Origin of the sequence: Streptomyces sp. NBC_01142, from assembly GCF_026341125.1 — a bacterium.
Classification (GTDB): Bacteria; Actinomycetota; Actinomycetes; order Streptomycetales; family Streptomycetaceae; genus Streptomyces.
The window spans coordinates 433,533-452,197 of record NZ_JAPEOR010000003.1 but is presented as its reverse complement, the minus strand read 5'-3'; the positions used below and the strand labels follow the sequence as shown (position 1 = coordinate 452,197).

Sequence of the window (18,665 nt, the reverse complement as noted above, 5' to 3'; positions counted from 1 at the left end):
CCCGCGCCGTGACGTCCGGGCGGCGGATCACTGAGGATCACTGGACCTGTACCAGTTCGGGGGTCCGCTGGAGGGCACGCGAAACGGCGGCGCACGCGGCCCGCAGATGCGAGGCGGCCCTGACCACCTGTAGCCGGCCGTGCGGACCGGCGACGGCCAACGCTCCCACAGCCGTGCTCGACGCCGTCAGCACGGGCGCCGCGATACCGACGGCGCCGGTTGCGCTGCGGACGGCCACGAACCCCTGATGCTGCACCCGGGCCGCTTCCCCGTCCGCCACCCGCACACCCCGGGAGAGGAGGGCCGCGCTCGCGCCGAACGCATGGAAGATCCTGGTCGCGGCCTGGGCCGAGGCCCAGGTCTCCTCCTCGGCGCCGAGCTCGGTGCCCGCGCCGTAGGCGCGGCGTACCGCGTCCACCAGCGCCGCGTCGGGCCCGAACGCGTCGGAAATAAAAACGAAAGCACTTCCGCGCGTGAGGTGATGCAGCTGTTCCGCGTACGGAAAGGCCAGATCGCGGAGCTCGAGCTGCCGGGGAACTTGCGCACCGAGCACGAAGAGAGCCACGCCGAGTCTTAGCCCTTTCTCACCCCGCTCCAGCATGCCTTTCTCGACAAGTTCCGTGATGATCCGGTGAGCAGTTGCTTTGGGCATGTCGGCTCTGCGTGCTATTTCGGAGAGCGGGAGTTCCGGTTCACCTGGCCGAAAACAACGCAGAATACTCAGGCCGCGCGCGAGCATGGAGCGAGAGCGCTTCTGAACGGACAATGGAACTTCCTCCGAGGGCTCTGTGGGAGCGGTGAAGAACATGTAACGTCACCCTCAGGCAGACGTCTGCATGTATGGGGATCGCCCTGGTTGACGTGCTGAGACGGCGTACGTCAGCCTTTGCGGCCTCAGGAGCAGGTATGGCGCAGGGCGCTGGAAAACGGTACGCGGCCATTCGGAGGCACGCTTGCTCATCGTCGCCGAATCCCCCGTTCACCACCAGCATGGTCAGCGCCGGACAACCAGACAGAAAACCAGCGCCGTCAGAACCTGGCAGCCGACAACTGTACAGAAAAAAACCATAGCAGCGCGGACAGCGGTCGAATGGGTTTCTGCGCAGCAATCTAGTCATTCCACACGCGATCATTGGGAAGGGTTTAGGACGGCGAGAACCGCCGTCGGCGCAGAATAATGCGGGGGCTGCGTGCCCACTCCTTGCGGAAGGGACTGCCGGCGGCGGCCGAACCATGGAAAACCGGTCATCTTCCGGGATATGACCGCGGGGTAGCGCGAAGATGTCCATGAGGCGCCGCGCCGTCGCCGCATCAAGCCACGTCCCACTACGGCCTCCGGAGACGGAAAGAGGGCGCAGCGCGTCCTGGGACAAGGCCTCTGCCGCACGCTCCACCCGTCGCCGCCAGATACGACGCCCCCGCCCAGCGGCTCAGAAGCGCCGTTTCCCGTCATGTGTCCCTGCGCTAGCGTCGACGGCCGAACACAGCTTCGCCTTGCACGGCGGCTGCAGCACTCGCTGTCGCACACCGATGAGGAGGTACCTGTGCGCGCACTGGTCTATCTGGGCCCCGGCTCCGTCGAGCTTCAGGAGCGTCCGGCGCCGCGCGCCGGCTCTGACGACGACGTGGTGGTGAAGGTCGTCGGCACCGGCATCTGCGGGACCGACCGCAAGATTCTGCTCGGCCGCTTCCCGGCCCGGCCCGGCGTGGTGCTCGGCCATGAGTCGGTCGGTCTGGTCGAGCAGGTGGGTGCGGGGGTACGGTCGCTCGCCGTGGGGGACCGGGTGGTGGTCAACCCCACGCTGTATTGCGGTTGGTGTGTGCCCTGCACGCGCGGAGCGACGAATTTCTGCCGGAACAAGGCGGGGACGGAGGTCGGCGTGGACCGTGACGGGACGTACGCCGACGGTGTGGTGCTGCCGGAGCGGTTCGTACGGCGTGTTCCCGACGGGATGCCGTTCCGCGGCGCGGTCCTCATCGAACCGCTCGCCTGTGTCCTCAACAACGTTCGGGCGGCCGGGCTGACGTTCGACGACACCGTGGCCGTTCTCGGCGCGGGACCGATCGGCATGCTCACCGCCCTCGTCGCCGCGCGGACGGCGCGGCGCGTCACGGTGGCGGAGACGGACGGCTACCGCCTCTTCGCTGCGCGCGACATGTTCGAGCGCGTCGTCGATGTGTCCCGGACGGATCCGGCCGAGACTCTGGTGAGGGCTGCGGGAGGCGACCGTCCCGGCGTCGTGTTCGACACCACGGGCAGCGGTGCGGAGACTGCCCTGCGCCTGGTCGATGACGGCGGCCGCGTCGTCCTCATGGGCTTCGACGACAGCTACAGCATGCCGTTGCACCCGCTCCAGCTGACCAATCGGGGGATCCGGCTGATCGGGGCCGGTGACTTCCGGGGGGACACCTTTCCCGTGGCCGTCGATCTGGCGGCCGGTCTTGGACTGGAACGCCTGGTGACGCACGAATTCCCGCTGGAGGCGTACGAGGATGCCCTCGACGCGCTGGGCGGTGTCGGCAGCGACACAGGGGGCGGTCGGTACGACGCCATGAAGGTCGTCATCCGCTCCGACACCGGCCCGGCCGGTGCGGACGGCTGGCCGGTGAGCAGGTGAACGGGCAGCGACTGGGCTCGATCGAGTCCGGCGGGACGAAGTTCGTCTGCCTGGTCGGATCGGCACCGGACCGTATAGAGGACGAGATCCGCTTCCCCACGGGGGAACCGGAGCCCACGCTGGCCAGGGCGGTCGCCTTCTTCGAGCAGGCCGCGATCAAGGGACCGCTCGACGCCGTGGGCATCGCGTCGTTCGGCCCCCTCGAACTGCGCCGCTCCCACCCCGGGTACGGGCGCCTCACTGCGACGCCGAAACCCGGGTGGTCCGGAGTGGACGTGGCGGGGACGGTAGCGGCGGCGCTCGGAGTGCCGGTGGGCATCGACACCGATGTCAACGGCGCGGCGCTCGGCGAAGGCCGCTGGGGCGCCGCGCAGGGGCTTGACACCTATGTGTATCTGACGGTCGGCACCGGCATCGGCGGCGGCGCGGTCATCGGCGGACGCGTCATCAACGGGCTGGTCCACACGGAGATGGGGCATCTGAGCGTCCCCCGGGTGCCGGGGGACGACTTCCCGGGTTCCTGTCCCTTCCATGCGGACTGCTGGGAGGGTCTGGCGGGCGGCGAGGCCGTCGCTGCGCGCTGGGGACGACCGGCGGAGGAGCTGACCGGTGAGGCGCTGCGACGGGCCTTGCAATGGGAAGCGCTCTACCTCGCCGCCGGGCTGCGCAACATCATCTATGCCACCGCGCCCGAGCGCGTCGTGATCGGGGGCGGGATGGCCGTACTGCCCGGCCTGTTCCCACTGTTGCGGGAGGAACTCGGCCGCACCCTGGCCGGCTATCCGGGTCTGCCGGAGCATGCCGCCGGCGACTTCGTGGTCCCGGCAGCCCTCGGCCGGCTCGCCGGACCGGCGGGGGGCCTCGTGCTGGCCGAGCGAGCGGCCGGGGAAGCGCGGCGCGGGCCCCAGGACCTGTCGATGCACCGATCCGTGGACGGCTCGGGTGGCTCGGGTGGCACGGGGGGCTCGGACGGCTCGGGTGGCTCGGACGGCTCGGACGGCTCGGGTGGAGAGGTACCGCCGTTGGCGGCAGGACCCGCGTGACCGGGGCCGGGGACGGGAAAGCTGGTCCTCATGACGATCGCTGAACGTGCGGGCCTCGACACCGCGACCCGCGCGTGGCTGGTGGAACGGGCGTTACCCGGCCAGACCTTGACCGATGTGCGCCCGCTCGTGGGCGGTTTCACCAACGACATGCTCCTGGTGACGACGCGGCAGGGCGGGCGGTACGTGATGCGCCGCTACCGCCCCAGCGCAACGCGGATGCGCCGCAACAGCTGCGCCGTGGAGGAGGCCGTCCTGGAGCGGGCGGCACCGACCGTTCCGGTGGCCGGCGTCGTCGCGTCGGATCCGTACGGATGCGTTACGGGCACACCTACGCTGGTCTACCGGTTCGTCGACGGCATTCTTCTCAGCCACGTGCTCGCCGAGGAGCCGACCGAGGCGGAGGCGGCCGAGCTCGGCGGCGTGGTGGGCGGGGTCCTGGCCCGGATCGCGGCGGTACGGCTGCCCCGGCCCGGTCCCTTTCACGACGCCACCCTCGTTCCGGCCGAGGCGCGGAACGGGGACGCCGACCTACCCGGTTTCGTCGAGCGATGCCTGGCCACCACCGGCGACGGCGGCGTTCTGACGCGCGGCGAGACCGATGCGCTGCGCGGACTCGCCGCGCAGACCGGGCACCGGGTCGCCGACGTGAGCGGGCACAACCGACTGGTCCACTGCGACTTCAACCCCAAGAACGTGCTGGTCTCACGGGAGCGCGGCCGGTGGGACGTGGCGGCGGTGCTGGACTGGGAGCAGGCGTTCAGCGGCTCACCGCTCTACGACATCGGCAATATGCTGCGCTTCGCCCATCTGTATCCGCCCTCTTTCGCGGACGGATTCGTCTCCGGCTACAGGAACGCCGGCGGTCTCCTGCCGCACGACTGGCGTGCACTCAGTCGGACCCTGGACCTGTTCACTCTCGCGGACATTCTCACCGCGCCGCCCGACACCGACTGCTTCACGCGGGCGCGGACGGTACTGCTCCGCCACTTGGCGGACGAACCAGGACTGGCGAGGGACCGTAGAAGCTGAGATCGGAGCTTGCGCAGCTGAGACCGGGGCTTACGCAGAGCCATGGTCCGCCCCGTTCGACCGGACCGCCTGCCTTCCCGCGTCGGATCGCCGGTCCAGGTCTGCCGAGTTCTACGGTGCACCGCTGTAACTCCCCGACCACAGCACCTGGGTCCGCAGGCACCGCCAGGCCAGCGCGGCGGCACAGCCGGGCACCGGCGGCAGCCTCACCAGGCTCCACCGTGCACCTTCCGGTTCACGCGACCACACGATCCGGGGCGGGGCGGGCGGTACGGAAACCTCGAAAGTGTCGAGCCCGGCCGTCAACCCCCGCCCGGTTCCCTTCAGATACGCCTCCTTGCGCGCCCAGCACTCGGTGAACCACCGCTCCGTGAGCGGGCTCGGCGACCGCGACCGCGACAGCGCCACGGCCTCGCCGGGGACGAAGAAGCGCGCCGCGCACCTGGCAGCGTCGGGAATCGGCCGGAACCGCTCCACGTCCACTCCCACCGGGATGCCGGTGGCGACGGCCAGGAGCGCGAGACTCCCCGAATGAGCCAGGCTGAAGCACACCTCCGGTGCGTCCGCGAGCAAGGGCTTGCCCCAGGGGCCGTGGACGAACCGGAGTTCGCCGGGACTGGTGTCCAGGTATCCCCCGAGGATCCGCCGCAGCCGTCCCCGCCGGACGACGAAGCGCTCACGTTCCCGCGCGGACACGAATCGACGGGCGCGCTCACGTTCGCCATGGTCGAGCGACCCCCACAGCGCGGCCGGCGAAGCCGACGTCAGAGCAAAGCGCCACAGATGCACGGAGCCGGGACGCGGAACACGAGGACGCGGAACACGAACCGGGCCTGGAGACCGATCGTTTCTTTCGTCCCACTCCTCATCCTCCGTCACACTGTCACCTTTCGCACGAAGAGCACGAAGAGCACGAAGAGCACGAAGAGCACGAAGAGCACGAAGAAAACACAGTCCCCGTATCGCATTCCGTCATTTCAGGTCAGGCTCCTGAAGATCACAAGATGGATCCCGGATGTTCTTGGCCAATAAAGGCCTCTAAATGGGCCGAGACGTTCTGGTCAGCAGAAATGTTGGTCGTTATGCTTCCGTGAGCCGAAAGATCCTTGAACAAGGGAGAATTTCGCAGTGGAGAACACGAGGCCGGAAAGCGTCTTGCATCCCACCTCCGAGGAAGGGTTTTCGGAAGCCGACGGCGGAAAATTAACTCCGACACCCACGGTCAGGTGCAACGGGACTCCGCCTACTCCGGAGCAGAAGGAAGGGCCCTTCTACAAGCCCGACACCCCGCACAAGCCCGACTTCAGAGGCGATGTGGAGGGCGGAACCCCGCTCCTGCTCCACGGCCGAATCGTCACTCCGGAAGGCAAGCCCGTCGGTGGCGCACTCCTCGACTTCTGGCAGGTCGGGGACGAGGGCGCCTACGACGAGGAGGGGTTCCGGCTCCGGGGTCACCTGTTCGCGGACGACGATGGGAACTGGCGGCTGAAGACGGTGCTGCCCGCCGTGTACCCGGGGCGCACGCGCCACGTGCACGTCAAGGTGCAGCCCCCGGGGGGTGAAGTGCTCACCACGATGCTGTACTTCCCGGACGAACGGCGCAATCACTTGGACAAGTACTTTCGGCCGGAGTGTCTGATGGATGTAAATCAGACCGCTGACGGCTGGGACGCCGCTTTCACCTTCGTGCTGGATATCTGAATTCCAGCACCGGGGTCTCCCCGCACATGGGAACTCTGCCGATCGGCGGGGGCGTTCCGTGCGGAACGGAACGACCTCCGCCAGGGCACTTGCCGGGCACGTCGAAATTCCACGTCGTGAGCAGGAGACACATGGTCGACATGACGCATGCGCGAAATTCGATCTACTACCCGGTCAGCGACTACATGATGGATCATGGCGAAGGAATCTATCTCTACGACGCGGACGGAAATCGGTACATCGACTGTGCGTCCGGCACGTTCAACCTCAGCCTCGGTTACAGCCACCCTGAAGTGGTGAAGGCGATGCGCGATCAGGTCGAACGGCTGGTGCACGCGACATCGACGTTCCAGACCCAGCCCGTCAACGACCTGGTGCGACGCCTGGTCGAGCTCACCCCCGAGAACCTCACCAGGGTGCACCTCAAGGTCTCGGGCGGGTCCACCGCCAACGAGGGCGCGGTCAAGATGGCCCAGATCAGCACCGGGCGGCGCGACGTCATCACTCTGTTCCGCAGCCATCACGGCCAGACCATGATGACGACCACCATGTCGGGCGAGTCCTTCCGCAAGGCGCCCTTCCCGCACCTGATGCCCGGCGTCCTCCAGGTCCCGGACCCGTACTGCTTGCGCTGCTTCTACCAGCAGACCCCCGACAGCTGCGGACTGCTCTGTGTGGAGCGCGTCAATGACTTCCTCGATCACGCCAGTTCGGGCAGCGTCGCCTGCATCGTCGTGGAACCGATCTCGGGCAGCGGCGGGAACATCGTGCCGCCCGACGGCTATCTCGCCGCGCTACGGACCCTGTGCGACGAGCGGGGCATCGCGCTGATCTTCGACGAGATCCAGACGGGCATCGGCCGGGTCGGCCGGATGTTCGCTGCCGAGCACTACGGCGTACGGCCCGACATCCTGACCACCGGCAAGGGGCTGGGCGGCTCCGGGGCGCAGGTCGCCGCCATCATCGCCGACGAGCGGATGTCCGGGCTCAGCAGCGACCACCACTCGTTCACTTACGGCGGCAACATCCTGGCGGCGGCGGCCGCGGCGACGACCCTCGACGTCATCGGCCGACCGGGCTTCCTGGAGAACGTGCGCGAGGTCGGCGCCCACATCATGGACCGGCTGCGGGTCCTTGCCGCAGCCCACCCGTCCGTCGTGGACGTACGCGGTCTCGGTCTGATGATCGGCATCGAGATCGGTGACGAGGACGGCCGCCCCCACAGCGAACGGGCTCGGACCCTGGCGCGGCGCGGGATGGGCCACGGCCTGATCCTGCGGACCTCACGCTACGGCCGCGGCAACGTCATCAAGATCCGGCCGCCACTCGTGATCACTCGGGCCGAAGCCGACCTGCTCTGCGACCGGCTCGACGCACTCTTCACCACGGAGACAGCATGAAGGACTACGTCGTGCGGCTCGCGGCATCGGTACGTGCCGAGGTGCTGGCCGCGCAGAACCGGCTCGACAGCCGGCTCGTACGAGGGCATTCGCCGGGGGGAGACGCGCAGTTCGGTCTCGACGACGTGGCGGAGGCCGCCGTCTGGAAGCACGTCGTCGACGGCGCTGTGCCGGTCGCCGTCCATTCCGAGGACCGGGGCCTGCAACTCCACGGCTCCGCCCCTGAGTACCTGCTCGTCGTCGACCCCATCGACGGCACCAGGCCCGCCGTCGCGGGGCTCGAATCGGCCACCGTCTCCGTGGCCGTTGCCCCCATGTCCGACCGCCCCCGTATCGCGGACGTGGAACACGCCCTGCTCATGGAGATGAGGACGGGGGCCTACCTCTACGGGGAGCGCGGCGCGGACGCGGTGACCGCCCACGGCTACGACCGCCCCGTGCCGTCCCTGACCACGACCACCGACCTCTCCCGGATGTTCTGGTCCCTCGAATTCAACGGGCACCCGGCACGGCTGATGACCGACGCCTACGGCCACCTCATCGACCGCTCCGCGAACACCGGCGGCGTGTTCGTGTTCAACAGCGCGACGTACTCCGTCTCCCGGCTGCTCACCGGTCAGCTCGACGCCTACGTCGACATCGGCAACCGGCTGCTGCGCGACGACCCCGGTCTGCTCCCCGAGTTCGAGCGGGCCGGCAACGGGCGGGTGCTCCACCTGTTCCCGTACGACATCGCTGCGGCGGTGTTCCTCGCCGAGAAGGCCGGTGCCGTCATCACCGACGGTTACGGCGAGCCGCTCGGGGACACCGTCCTGACCGACCTGAGCGTCGCCAACCAGCGCTCGTGCGTGGCCGCTTCGACCCCCGAGCTGCATCGGGCACTACTGGAGGGCATCCGATGGAGGGTCTGACCCGAGGGAAGGACATGGGCGCATCCGTGTCCGCCGACACCGCCGAGTTCCGTGCACTGCTCGAAAAGCTCTCCGACAAGGCGACGGCGGACTACTACAACCCGTACACCGCCTTCGACTGGCCGGAAGTGATTCCCACCGACGACTTCTGGATGTCACCGGAGCTGCTGACGGTCCATGGCACCGAGATGATGGACGTCCTGACCCCGGAGCAGCTGCGCGCTCTGAGCCGCTGGGAGAGCGTCCACTTCTACAGCCTCAACGTGCATGGGATCCGGGAACTGCTGATCGAGGTCATGCGGCGGATCCACACGCCCGGCTTCGAGACGCCCTCGGAGTTCTTCCACCACTTCGTCGGTGAGGAGAACGACCACATGTGGTTCTTCGCCACGTTCTGCCTCAGGTACGCCGGCAAGATCTACCCCGACAAGAAGCTGAAGCTGCCCGAGGTCCCGCGGGACGCGGCGATCGAGAACTTCCTGGTCTTCGTCCGCATCCTGGTCTTCGAGCAGATCGTCGATCACTACAACGTCCGGCTCGCCGGCGACGAACGGCTGCACACGACCATTCGCCACCTCAACCGCCTTCACCACCAGGACGAATCCCGCCACATCGCCTTCGGGCGACGCCTGGTGCAGCTGTTGTGGGAACAGCTCGTGGCGGCCGGCATCGATGCACCGACCCGGCGGGAGACCAGCAACTACGTCGACCGCTACATCACCACGAGCATGGAGTCGTTCTACAACCCTGCCGTCTATCGCGACGCCGGGATCGCGGACGGTTACGCGCTCCGGCAGCGGCTGATCGCCCACCCGGCCCGCCAGGGCGCCCACGACCGGGTGCTGCACAAGACCATGGACTTCCTCACCCGGATCGGAGTACTCGATGCCGGCTGGTGACTCCGCGGTCCGCACCGGCCCTTGGGCCGTGCGCGACGGACTGGCCTCGTTCGGGGAGCCCGCGACGGTACTGCTGCGTGCCCTGGACGACGTGTTCACCGACTGGGGCACCCGGTCGGGAGCCGAGCAGATGACGTTTCCGCCGCTGCTCAGCGCCGACGACCTTCGTACGCTCGACTACTTCCGGAACTTCCCGCACCTGGGCAGCCCCGTCTCCCGCATCCGGCCCGACCGGCTCGAAGCCCACAGCTCCCGGACCACCGTCGGCCCCGTGCCCGCGCGGGACCTGGCGGACGCCGGCCACCTGCTGCCGTCCGCCGCCTGCTACGGCTGCTTCCTGCACTTCTCCGGGACCAGGACGGAGACTCCCTTGCGGGTGAGTACGGCCGCCCAGTGCTTCCGGCGAGAAGACCGTTACGACGGACTGCGCAGGCTGTGGGGCTTCACCATGCGGGAGGTCATCTGCATCGGGTCCGCCGAGCACGTCCGTGACCACCTCGAGCACTTCCACGGGCGGCTCGCCGCCTTCGCCGTCGATCTCGGCCTGCCCCTCTCCCGGCAGCCGGCGACCGACCCCTTCTTCCAGAAGGACGGCGCACGTGCCGTCATGCAACTGCTCGCGCCGGTCAAGGACGAATACGTGCACACCGACGGCACCGCCGTCGCCTCGATGAACAACCACCGGAACTTCTTCGGGGAACGCCGCTCCCTCACGTACGCGGGGAAGCCCGCCTTCACCGGCTGCGTCGCCTTCGGGCTGGAACGCTGGATGCACGTACTGAACGAGCGTTTCGAGGGTGACCTGCGCACAGCGGCCACAGCGGTACGGAAGGCCGGAGAGGGCGAGTGAACCGGCTGGAGTCGGTCCTCGGCCTCGATCTCCCGCTGCTTCAAGCGGGAATGGGCGGCATCGCCGGACCCGAACTGTGCGCCGCGGTTTCCCGGGCCGGAGCCGGCGGCACCCTGGCGCTCTACAAGGAGCCGCCGGAACGGGTACGGGAACTGGTCCGCTCCGTCGCCGCCTCGACCTCCCGTCCCTTCGGAGTGAACGTCATCCCCGAGGTGACCGGCCCGGCCGCCTGTCGCGCCCAACTCCGGGCCGCCCTTGACCAATTGCCCGGGCATGGCTTCGTCACCAGCTTCGGACTGCCCGATGCCGGCACGGCACTCGACATCGTACGGTCGGGCCACGTCCTGGTGATCCAGGTCGGCACGCCCCACGACGCGGACGTGGCTCTCCGGCTGGGGGCGGGCGTCCTCGTCCTCCAGGGGACAGAAGCAGGCGGGCACCTGCTCGGTGAACTGCCCACGGCGCGCTTGCTGCGAGAGACCCGCGCCCGGCACCCCGACGCCGTGCTGGCCGTGGCGGGCGGCGTCGCCACCGGCACTGACCTGGCACAGGTCCAGGGGCAGGGCGCGGACGGCGCCATGGCCGGCACCCTGTTCATCCCCACGGTGGAGTCCGCCGCCCATCCGTACTACAAACAACGCGTGGTCGACGCCTCGGCGGACGACACCGTCGTCACCACCCGGTTCGCCATAGGCTGGCCCGCCCGGCCGCACCGCGTGCTGCACAACGCCCTGACACAGAACGCACCCCGCCACCCCGCCACCTTCATCGCCACCACCAGAGCGGGGGACCGCCGACTGCCCGTCCCCCGCTACAGCGCGGCCGTCCCGGTTGTCGAAACGGTGGGCCGTATTGAGCAGATGGCCATGTACTGCGGCCAGTCCTGTTCCCGGGTGGCCGGGCAGCATCCGGCCACCGTCGTCGTCGAAGAAATCCGCCGCACGTACGAGGCAGCCGGCCAATCCCACGACAGATCCACGGAAGGTGAGCCATGGAAGACGCGCTCAAACCGGTGACCGACTGGCTGCGGAGCAGGAACCCGGAAGCCGGGGCCATCCCGGCCGATCTCGACCTGATCGAGAACCGGCTCATCGACTCCCTCGGTTTCATGGAGTTCATCCTGCTGCTGGAAGACCTTGCCGGCCGTGAATTCCCCGTGGCGGAACTGGACGTGGACTGTTTCCGCACGCTTCGGGCGGTCCACGACAACTTCCTGTCCGCCACGGCTCCGAGCGTGCCGCAGCACACCCCGTAGTCCGTCAGGGATTTCTCGAGGAGGTCACACCGTGGAGCACGGACGGGTCGTCTCTCTTCATCTGGCCCCTGCCGCCGGGGCCCCCACGTTCCTTGTCGAGCAGGCCCGCGCCGTCACGGGACGTGGCCTGGAGGGCGACCGTAACTACTGGGCAGAGCCGGGGCCGCGTCCCCGGCAGCGGGGTACCGGCCGTGCCTCCGGGGTCTGCGACATCACCCTGATCGAACTCGAATCTCTGGAGGCTCTCGCCCAGGACACCGGCATCGAGCTGTCGCCCGCACAGTGCAGGCGCAACGTCGTGTGCCGGGACATCCGCCTCAATCCGCTGGTGGGAACCGACTTTCACGTGGGCGGGGTGACACTGCGCGGGCTGCGGCTGAGTGAACCCTGTGTCCGTCTCGAACAGCTGACCCGTCCCGGCCTGGTGCGCGGTCTTCTCCACCGGGGCGGCCTGCGCGCCGAAATCGTCCAGGGCGGCCGGATCTGCGTCGGGGACCCGGTGGGGCGGACGGCACCACTGCCCAACACAGATGGAACGGCCGCCCCACGCTGAGGCGCGCCGCCGCGGGTGACGTCGGCATGCCTCCGGGAAGCGTCCGGTGCATGTGTGACGCCCACGGGTTGACCGATACGCTCCTGATCGCACGACTTCGCCTCATGGGCAACCGTCCACGGGCTTCGCCGCCCTGACAGAACGACGGTGTCTTCGACCAACTCAACGGTCTGCTGAGGCGCTTGGTCCGGGAAGCAGGTGGTCGTTCCTGCGCGCCTTTGCCGGAGTCCGAGGAATGGTCTGCCATGACACCCCATTCCCCCTGCGTGATATGACGATTCCCTGGGATTGCTCGGTGCGGGGATGGGGACATGGCATCTTTCCAAGGTCATCTTGTAGGCCGTGTTAATGAAGTAGCGGAACTGTCCGGCTTGGCGGAGTCCACACGTGCAGGTCAGGGGCAGGCGGCGTTCGTCGTGGGTGAGGCCGGTCTGGGCAAGACCGCGGTACTGGAGCAGGCCGCGACGGCCGCGGAGCGCCTGGGGATACGGGTGCTGTACGGGACCGCGCGGGAGCTGGAGCAGCAATGCCCGTTCGCCTTCATCTCAAGCTGCCTGAGGCTGGATGAGGCATCCTCCGATGCCCCGCGAGTTCGGGCTGCCGAGGTCCTGCGTGGCGACGCCCGGTACGGTCTGCCGGGCGCGAAGAGCGAGGTGGCGGGCGTGGACGTCGCTACCGTCGAGGCGATGCTCGGGCTGGTCGACGACTTGTGCGCACACGGGCCGCTGGCACTGTTCCTCGATGACCTCCAGTGGGCCGACTCGGCAAGTCTGACAGTGCTGCGCAAGCTGGTGCGTTCGGTGCACCAACTGCCCCTCCTGGTCGTCGGTGCCTACCGGCCCGTGCCCGGGGCCGGGGAAGTCGACCGGCTCTCCCGGAGTCCGATTGCGGGCTGTCGCGCCCTGCTGGAACTGGCACCACTCGATACACCGGCTGTGTCGGTCCTGCTGGCGGACCTGTGCGGCCGGGAGGCGGGCCCGCGGTTGCGGCACATGGCCCAGAGTGCCGCGGGTAACCCGTTGTACATCACGGAGTTGGTCGCCGCCCTGGTGCGCGAGGAAGCCATCGAGACCTCTGAGGGGATCGCGGAAGTCAGCGTCGGCTGCCCGCTGCCGCCGCTGATCACGTTGATGACGCACCGGCTTCGGTATCTGCACGACCGCGTGCTGCAAGTGCTGCGCGTCGCCTCCGTGCTGGGAGCAAGCTGCACCACCGCCGATCTCGCGGCGGTCCTGGACATGCCCGTACATGATCTGCTGGCCACCGTGGAGGAAGCCCGGGCTTCCGGCATTCTGCGGGACACCGGCGAGCATCTGCGCTTCCGTCACGACCTCATCCGGGACGCCCTGTACGACGCTGTGCCGATGTCGGTCCGGGCCATGCTGCACTTGAAGGCGGCGCAGGCCCTCTCGGGCGCCGGGGCAGCACCTGAACGCGTGGCCGAGCACCTGCTCTGCGGGGCGCCGGCCGGGGACTTCCTGATCACCTGGCTGGAGGGATCCGCGGCACGGCTCACGACGCGGGCGCCGGCCATGGCTCTGCGGCTGCTCACGACGGCGCTGGAACTCGCCGATCCCACCGATGCCCGGTACGGGCATCTCCGCCTGAATCACGCCATGGCGCAGCTCTCCTCCGGCCTCCTGGCCGAGGCGGAGGAGAGTGCCCGTCGTGCGCTGGCAAGGACCCGTGACCCCGGGTCGGGATGCCTGTTGCGCTGGATCATCATTCAGGCCGCGTTCGCTCGCGGTCGGCCCGACCTGGCGCTGAGCGAGGTACGAGCCGGTTGCGCGACCCCGGGGGTGCCACCGATCGAGGCGGTCCGGCTCCGGGCGTTCAGTGCGGTATGCCTGTTCGCGCTGGGGAAGCTGTCCGAAGCCGGTGCGGTCGCCTCGCGTGCCCGGCGCGCCGCCGACGAGGCCGGTGACGGTTCCGCCCTTGCCAGCGTCCTGCATGTGCTGGCAGCCAAGCGCTTCCTGGAAATGCCTGACGCCGAAGCAGTCGAACTGGCGCGGCAGGCGTCCCGTCTGGCACCGGACACGATGCACCCGGCCCAGTGGATGGGGCTGCAACTCGCCCTGGTCAACTGCTACGCCGATCTCGACATGAGTCCCGACGCCCGGCGAACCCTCGCAGCCGTACGGACGCCGGCGGAGCGCACCGGAGGGGTGTTCCTGCCCTGGTACCACCTGTCGTGCGCGCTCCTCGCGTTCCACGCGGGCCGCTGGGACGATGCGCTGGCGGAGATCGAGGCGGGTCTCGACTGCGGCGACCAGGTGGCGATGAGCCGGGCGTTGCGGGCGGTGGCGGCGGTCATCGCTGTGCGCAGAGGCCGGCAGCCCGTTGCCGAAGCACTCCTGACCGCCTCGGTGCCGGCGGTGGACAACGGAACGGTCGCCTCTTTCTACGAGTACCTGCCGTTGTGCGCAGGCGCCCTTCTGGACGAAGCTCAGGGCGATCCCGGGCGCGCCTACGCCCGGCTTGCGGAGGCGTTCGACAAGGGCGTCGGCCACCTGCCGGGGCAACTGATCCTCTGCTTCCTGACGCCCGATCTGGTCCGACTGGCCATGGCTCGAGGTGATACGGCGAACGCACGGCGATACGCCGTCGCCGCCCAACGGCGGGCCGATCACAGCGGCGGGCTCTATCACCTCGGTGACGCCTACCGGTGTCAGGGGCTGCTGACCGGGGACCTCGACCTGCTCATGGAATCGGTCCGCTGCTACCGCAACGCGCCGCGGCCGCTCAACGCGGCACATGCCTGCACCGATGCGGCGGAACTGCTGGCCCGCAGAGGGCGACCGGATGAGGCCCGCATCCTGCTCGATCAGGCGTTGGAGACCTTCACGCAGCTGGGCGCGGTGTGGGACGCAGCCCGGGCGACGTCCCGTCTGCGAGCTGTTGCCGTACGCAGCGGTTCACGCAGAACACGAAGCGGCGTTCGCCACGGCTGGGACGCACTCACCCACACCGAACGCCTGGTTGCGGGGCACGTGGCCGAAGGGCGCTCCAATCCGGAGATCGCCGCTCGGATGTCCATCGCCCGAAGCACCGTCAGCACCCATGTGTCCAGCATCCTCAGAAAGCTGGCGATGACCTCGCGGGTCGAACTCGCCGCGGAGGTGACCCGCCGGCAGAAGAGGGAGCGGCCCTCCTCGTAGGACCGGACACATGTTCCCCCGGCCCCGTTCGCCGGGGGCGGGGAACAGTCTGACGGCGAGGCGTCAGGTCATGAGGAGGAGTGCTCCTCGCCGGTCACCGGTTGTCCACGCACTCCTGATCGGTGCTGTCGCTCGTGCACAGCACCAGGTCGCTGCTGAGGTTGTCGGTGCCGTCCACGGCCGGGACGGTGGCGGTGCCGTCGCCGGACCAGGTGCCACCCAGATCGTTGGTGAACGTCCACCTGCCCGTCACCGTCTTCATCAGCTGGCCCCGCATCGCCCAGCTGTAGTTGGGCGGCTTCACCGAAACCTTGTTCGCGTCGCTCACTGTGTCGGTCTGGGTCCAGGAGTGGTCGTAGTGGGCGCTGACCGCGGAACTGACCTTGGCGGTGACGAACTCAACGTTGATCCCCACCTCGCTGGTGACGGTGATGGAGCCGCCCACGGTGTTGGTCTGGGACGTGGTCTGCGTCCAGGTGATGGTCCGTTCCGCCGGGTCTGTGGTCTTGTTCCACACGTTGGCGCTGACCCGCTTCAGGTTCCCCACGGATGCCACGCTGTCACCTGTGATCGTGTAAGCGCACGACTTGATGATGCTGGAGCTGTTGCTGCACTGCTTCAGGGCGTACGCGGTGGCCAAGTCCGCGAGAGTGGGCCCCGTGGACCCCGGGCTGGGCGTCGGTCCGATGATCCACTCCTGATTGCTGTCGCCGTGGCAGCCGTAGAGCCCCACCACGGTGCCGTCGTTGGAGCTTCCCCCGAAGACGTCCATGCACTTGTCGTTGTTGACGTTCCGGATCAGGTAGTAGCCGCCACCTTTCTTCGACGGCTGGAGGTACCAGTTCTGCTTGCTGTTGTTCCTGTCGCAGTACACAGGCTCGACGAGGTGGTTGTTGTCGGTGTTGAAGTCGATGCACTTCTGCGTCTTGTCGTTACGGATCAGGAAACTTCCGTCGCCGTTCGGCACGAAGCTCCAGTTCGCCATCGGAGTCTTGTTGATGGCGATTTCGGTTCCGTAGTCTGCCGAGTCCTTCGCCAGATCCAGCGAGGGTGCAAGGCCGGTGTCCGACGTCAAACGCGGCGAGAGGGACAGGCCTGCCGTGGCCGAGGTGTCCGCGTGGGCCGTTCCCGCGGTGAGCGGCGACATTGCCCCGACGAGCGACGTGAGGGCGACCGCGAGGAGTGTGGTCGTCGCCCGGCGCCCGGGACCGCGCGAGGTCGGCTCGGTGATCATGATTTTCCGTTCTCCTTCGGCAGTTTGCCTTTGGGGCCGACTTCGGTGACTGGCCCCGTGGTGCCGCAGCAAGGCCGTCCGGACGGTGGCGGAACAGGCGCAGGTGCCCGTGGCACGTGGTCAGCCGTACACCCGCCCACCCTCTCTGGATGTTGCCCGCTGCGGGTGCCAAAGTACGTACGCCCGGGGGGTGTTACATCCACCAACTGACGGAGGATGACAACAGGGACGTCGGCTCGTCGGCGAGAAGCCGGAAGCGGACGCCAATTGCGTGCCGTGTTCGGCGAGATCAGCCGAGCAGTGTTGTGGGCAGCATCCGGGTGCCGGAGGTTCTCAGGCCGCCGGCGGCTGTGTGCTGTCGCGGCTGATCCGGAAAGGCAGGACTTGCGCGATGAGCAGTGCGACGTCGTCGTGGTCGCCGGGGTGGCGCAGGGTGTGCAACAGCAGCTCGCTGGTTTCGTCCAGGGAACGATGGGGGTCGTCCAGGAGGGCGAGCAGAGTGTCCAGGGATTCGTCGATGGGCTGGTCACGCCTTTCGACCAGCCCATCGGTGTACATGACAAGCTGGTCGCACGGGTGCAGGGCGAGCGTGGTGGTGTGGAACTCGCCCTTGCCGACGCCCAGTGGTGTTCCAGTGGGCAGCTCGAGCAGTTCGTGCCTTCCGTCAAGGCGGAGGAGGGCAGGGGGCAGGTGGCCTGCGAGGGAGATGCGGCACTGCGCGCTGTGCGGGTCGTAGACCGCGTATACGCAGGTGGCGATGGTGTCCTGCTCCAGATCCTCGGTGATGCGGTCGAGTTGCCGGAGGACCTGGGCAGGGTCGAGGTCGAGACCGGCCAGTGTGCGGGTGGCGGTGCGGAGCTGGCCCATGGTGGCGGCGGCGCTGACGCCGCTGCCCATGACGTCTCCGACGACGAGGGCGGTCTTGTCGCCACCGAGCGCAATGACGTCGAACCAGTCGCCGCCGATCTCGCTGGCTGCCCGGGCCGGCTGGTACCGGGAGGCGACGGCCAGCCCCGGCCTTTGCGGTGGCGAGTGGGGTAGCAGGCTGCGCTGGAGGGTGAGAACGGTGCGGCGTTGTTCCTCGACAGCACGGTGACGCTCGGTGACGTCCACGCTGGAGCTCACCACACCCAGCACCTTCCCGTCGGGCGCCTCGAGCCGGTGGAAAGAGATCGACCAGGCATGCTCGTTGTCCGGGTCGGCCGGGGTACGGCCGACGGTGTACCGGTCCAGGACCGGGGTGCCAGAGGCCAGTACCTCGCGCATCGTCGCTTCGAAGGACTCGTCCAGGAACGGCAGCACCTCATGGACGTGTCGGCCCACATGCTCGGCGGCAGGTACACCGTTCATCCGCTCCTCGGCCGGGTTGACCGAGACGTACCGAAGGTCGGTGTCCAGCACACCCAGTCCGATCGGCGACTGGGACACCAGTCGGGCGGACAGCGCCAGATCCCGTTCGACCTGCCACAGCGTCGCCTGATCCGTGGCAAGACCCAGGGCGTAGTAGTCCCCCTCGTCGTCCTGCAACCGCATGTTGCGGAACTCCACCAAGCGTGTGCCGCCGTCCTTGTGCCGGACGGGGTAGACCCCGGCCCAGCTGTCCCCGTCTTGCATGACCTGCGCGAACATGTCCAGCGCCAGCCCCTGGTCCTCGTCATGGAGGAGCAAGCGGCCCGCGAACTCGCCGAGAGCCTCCTCGGCGCTGTAGCCGAACAGGTCCTCGGCCTGCGGGCTCCAGAGATCGATCCTGCCCTCCGAGTCGAGGAGAATGGCCGCCACGCTCAGCACATCGAGGAGGCCACCGGACTCGGTCGGAGCGACACCCACCGTGTCGAGACCGGGCCGGAAGGACTCGGCTGCACACATCCCAGGCCCTCCTCACTGCGCGCGCCGCCCCCGTGGTCTCGGGACGCTGACCCGAGCCGGCGGCTCGGCCGGCGCTGCTCTCCCTCCCCCATCGTCTCTCTCCGCGGGCCGCTCGCGCAGCAACGGCAATCGCGAGCCCGGCCTC

16 protein-coding genes are annotated in these 18,665 nt (G+C 68.5%); 12 read left to right on the top strand and 4 right to left on the bottom strand.

The features are described from left to right. Positions 1-37 precede the first annotated feature (37 nt). Positions 38-739 carry an IclR family transcriptional regulator gene (locus OG883_RS36140; protein WP_266553134.1) on the bottom strand — a complete coding sequence of 234 codons (702 nt, stop codon included), beginning with the start codon at positions 737-739 and terminating at the stop codon, positions 38-40. 805 nt (positions 740-1,544) lie between these two features. On the opposite strand from OG883_RS36140, the gene OG883_RS36135 reads away from it, so the two are divergent. From OG883_RS36135 to OG883_RS36125, 3 genes are read left to right on the top strand one after another with little or no spacing between them, the layout of a single operon-like run. Beyond that, positions 1,545-2,618 carry a zinc-binding dehydrogenase gene (locus OG883_RS36135; protein WP_266550758.1) on the top strand — a complete coding sequence of 358 codons (1,074 nt, stop codon included), beginning with the start codon at positions 1,545-1,547 and terminating at the stop codon, positions 2,616-2,618. Beyond that, positions 2,615-3,661 (top strand): ROK family protein, encoded by a 1,047-nt coding sequence (locus tag OG883_RS36130; protein ID WP_266550756.1) that lies wholly within the window; start codon positions 2,615-2,617, stop codon positions 3,659-3,661. The genes OG883_RS36135 and OG883_RS36130 overlap by 4 nt, the downstream gene beginning before the upstream one ends. A gap of 30 nt (positions 3,662-3,691) precedes the next feature. Beyond that, positions 3,692-4,693 carry a phosphotransferase family protein gene (locus OG883_RS36125; protein WP_266550754.1) on the top strand — a complete coding sequence of 334 codons (1,002 nt, stop codon included), beginning with the start codon at positions 3,692-3,694 and terminating at the stop codon, positions 4,691-4,693. A gap of 111 nt (positions 4,694-4,804) precedes the next feature. Here the strand turns inward: OG883_RS36125 and OG883_RS36120 are convergent, their stop codons facing one another. After that, a complete protein-coding gene (locus tag OG883_RS36120) occupies positions 4,805-5,389 on the bottom strand; it encodes a 4'-phosphopantetheinyl transferase superfamily protein (RefSeq protein WP_266550752.1) in 585 nt (194 codons plus the stop codon). A 459-nt stretch (positions 5,390-5,848) separates the two neighbouring features. Between OG883_RS36120 and OG883_RS36115 the strand changes: the two genes are divergently transcribed. The 9 genes from OG883_RS36115 to OG883_RS36075 all read left to right on the top strand — a co-directional run bounded on the left by OG883_RS36115 (position 5,849) and on the right by OG883_RS36075 (position 15,420). Next, the gene (locus OG883_RS36115) at positions 5,849-6,394 is read left to right on the top strand and encodes a hypothetical protein (protein WP_266550750.1); all 546 of its coding nucleotides are present in this window, start codon (positions 5,849-5,851) and stop codon (positions 6,392-6,394) included. 116 nt (positions 6,395-6,510) lie between these two features. Further along, complete coding sequence (locus OG883_RS36110; RefSeq protein WP_266550748.1) at positions 6,511-7,794, top strand: aspartate aminotransferase family protein; 1,284 nt, start codon at positions 6,511-6,513, stop codon at positions 7,792-7,794. Further along, positions 7,791-8,705: an inositol monophosphatase family protein gene (locus tag OG883_RS36105; RefSeq protein WP_266550746.1), complete on the top strand. Its 915-nt coding sequence runs from the start codon at positions 7,791-7,793 to the stop codon at positions 8,703-8,705. Before OG883_RS36110 ends, OG883_RS36105 begins: the two co-directional genes overlap by 4 nt. Continuing rightward, positions 8,693-9,604 carry a diiron oxygenase gene (locus OG883_RS36100; protein ID WP_266550744.1) on the top strand — a complete coding sequence of 304 codons (912 nt, stop codon included), beginning with the start codon at positions 8,693-8,695 and terminating at the stop codon, positions 9,602-9,604. Before OG883_RS36105 ends, OG883_RS36100 begins: the two co-directional genes overlap by 13 nt. Continuing rightward, positions 9,591-10,454, top strand: a complete 864-nt coding sequence (locus OG883_RS36095) for an aminoacyl--tRNA ligase-related protein (protein ID WP_266550742.1) — start codon at positions 9,591-9,593, stop codon at positions 10,452-10,454. The genes OG883_RS36100 and OG883_RS36095 overlap by 14 nt, the downstream gene beginning before the upstream one ends. After that, on the top strand, positions 10,451-11,470 hold the full coding sequence (locus tag OG883_RS36090) for a nitronate monooxygenase family protein (protein ID WP_266550740.1): 1,020 nt from the start codon (positions 10,451-10,453) through the stop codon (positions 11,468-11,470). The genes OG883_RS36095 and OG883_RS36090 overlap by 4 nt, the downstream gene beginning before the upstream one ends. Beyond that, positions 11,446-11,709 carry an acyl carrier protein gene (locus OG883_RS36085; RefSeq protein ID WP_266550738.1) on the top strand — a complete coding sequence of 88 codons (264 nt, stop codon included), beginning with the start codon at positions 11,446-11,448 and terminating at the stop codon, positions 11,707-11,709. Before OG883_RS36090 ends, OG883_RS36085 begins: the two co-directional genes overlap by 25 nt. A gap of 31 nt (positions 11,710-11,740) precedes the next feature. Then, the gene (locus OG883_RS36080; protein WP_266550736.1) at positions 11,741-12,262 is read left to right on the top strand and encodes an MOSC domain-containing protein; all 522 of its coding nucleotides are present in this window, start codon (positions 11,741-11,743) and stop codon (positions 12,260-12,262) included. A 311-nt stretch (positions 12,263-12,573) separates the two neighbouring features. Next, a complete protein-coding gene (locus OG883_RS36075; RefSeq protein ID WP_266550734.1) occupies positions 12,574-15,420 on the top strand; it encodes a LuxR family transcriptional regulator in 2,847 nt (948 codons plus the stop codon). Positions 15,421-15,514: 94 nt separating this feature from the next. On the opposite strand, the gene OG883_RS36070 is transcribed toward OG883_RS36075, so the two are convergent. Both OG883_RS36070 and OG883_RS36065 read right to left on the bottom strand, forming a co-directional pair. Continuing rightward, entirely contained in the window at positions 15,515-16,654 is a 1,140-nt protein-coding gene (locus OG883_RS36070; RefSeq protein WP_266550732.1) for a ricin-type beta-trefoil lectin domain protein, read from the bottom strand. 333 nt (positions 16,655-16,987) lie between these two features. Continuing rightward, positions 16,988-18,520: a SpoIIE family protein phosphatase gene (locus tag OG883_RS36065; RefSeq protein ID WP_266550730.1), complete on the bottom strand. Its 1,533-nt coding sequence runs from the start codon at positions 18,518-18,520 to the stop codon at positions 16,988-16,990. Between the last annotated feature and the right edge of the window lie 145 nt (positions 18,521-18,665).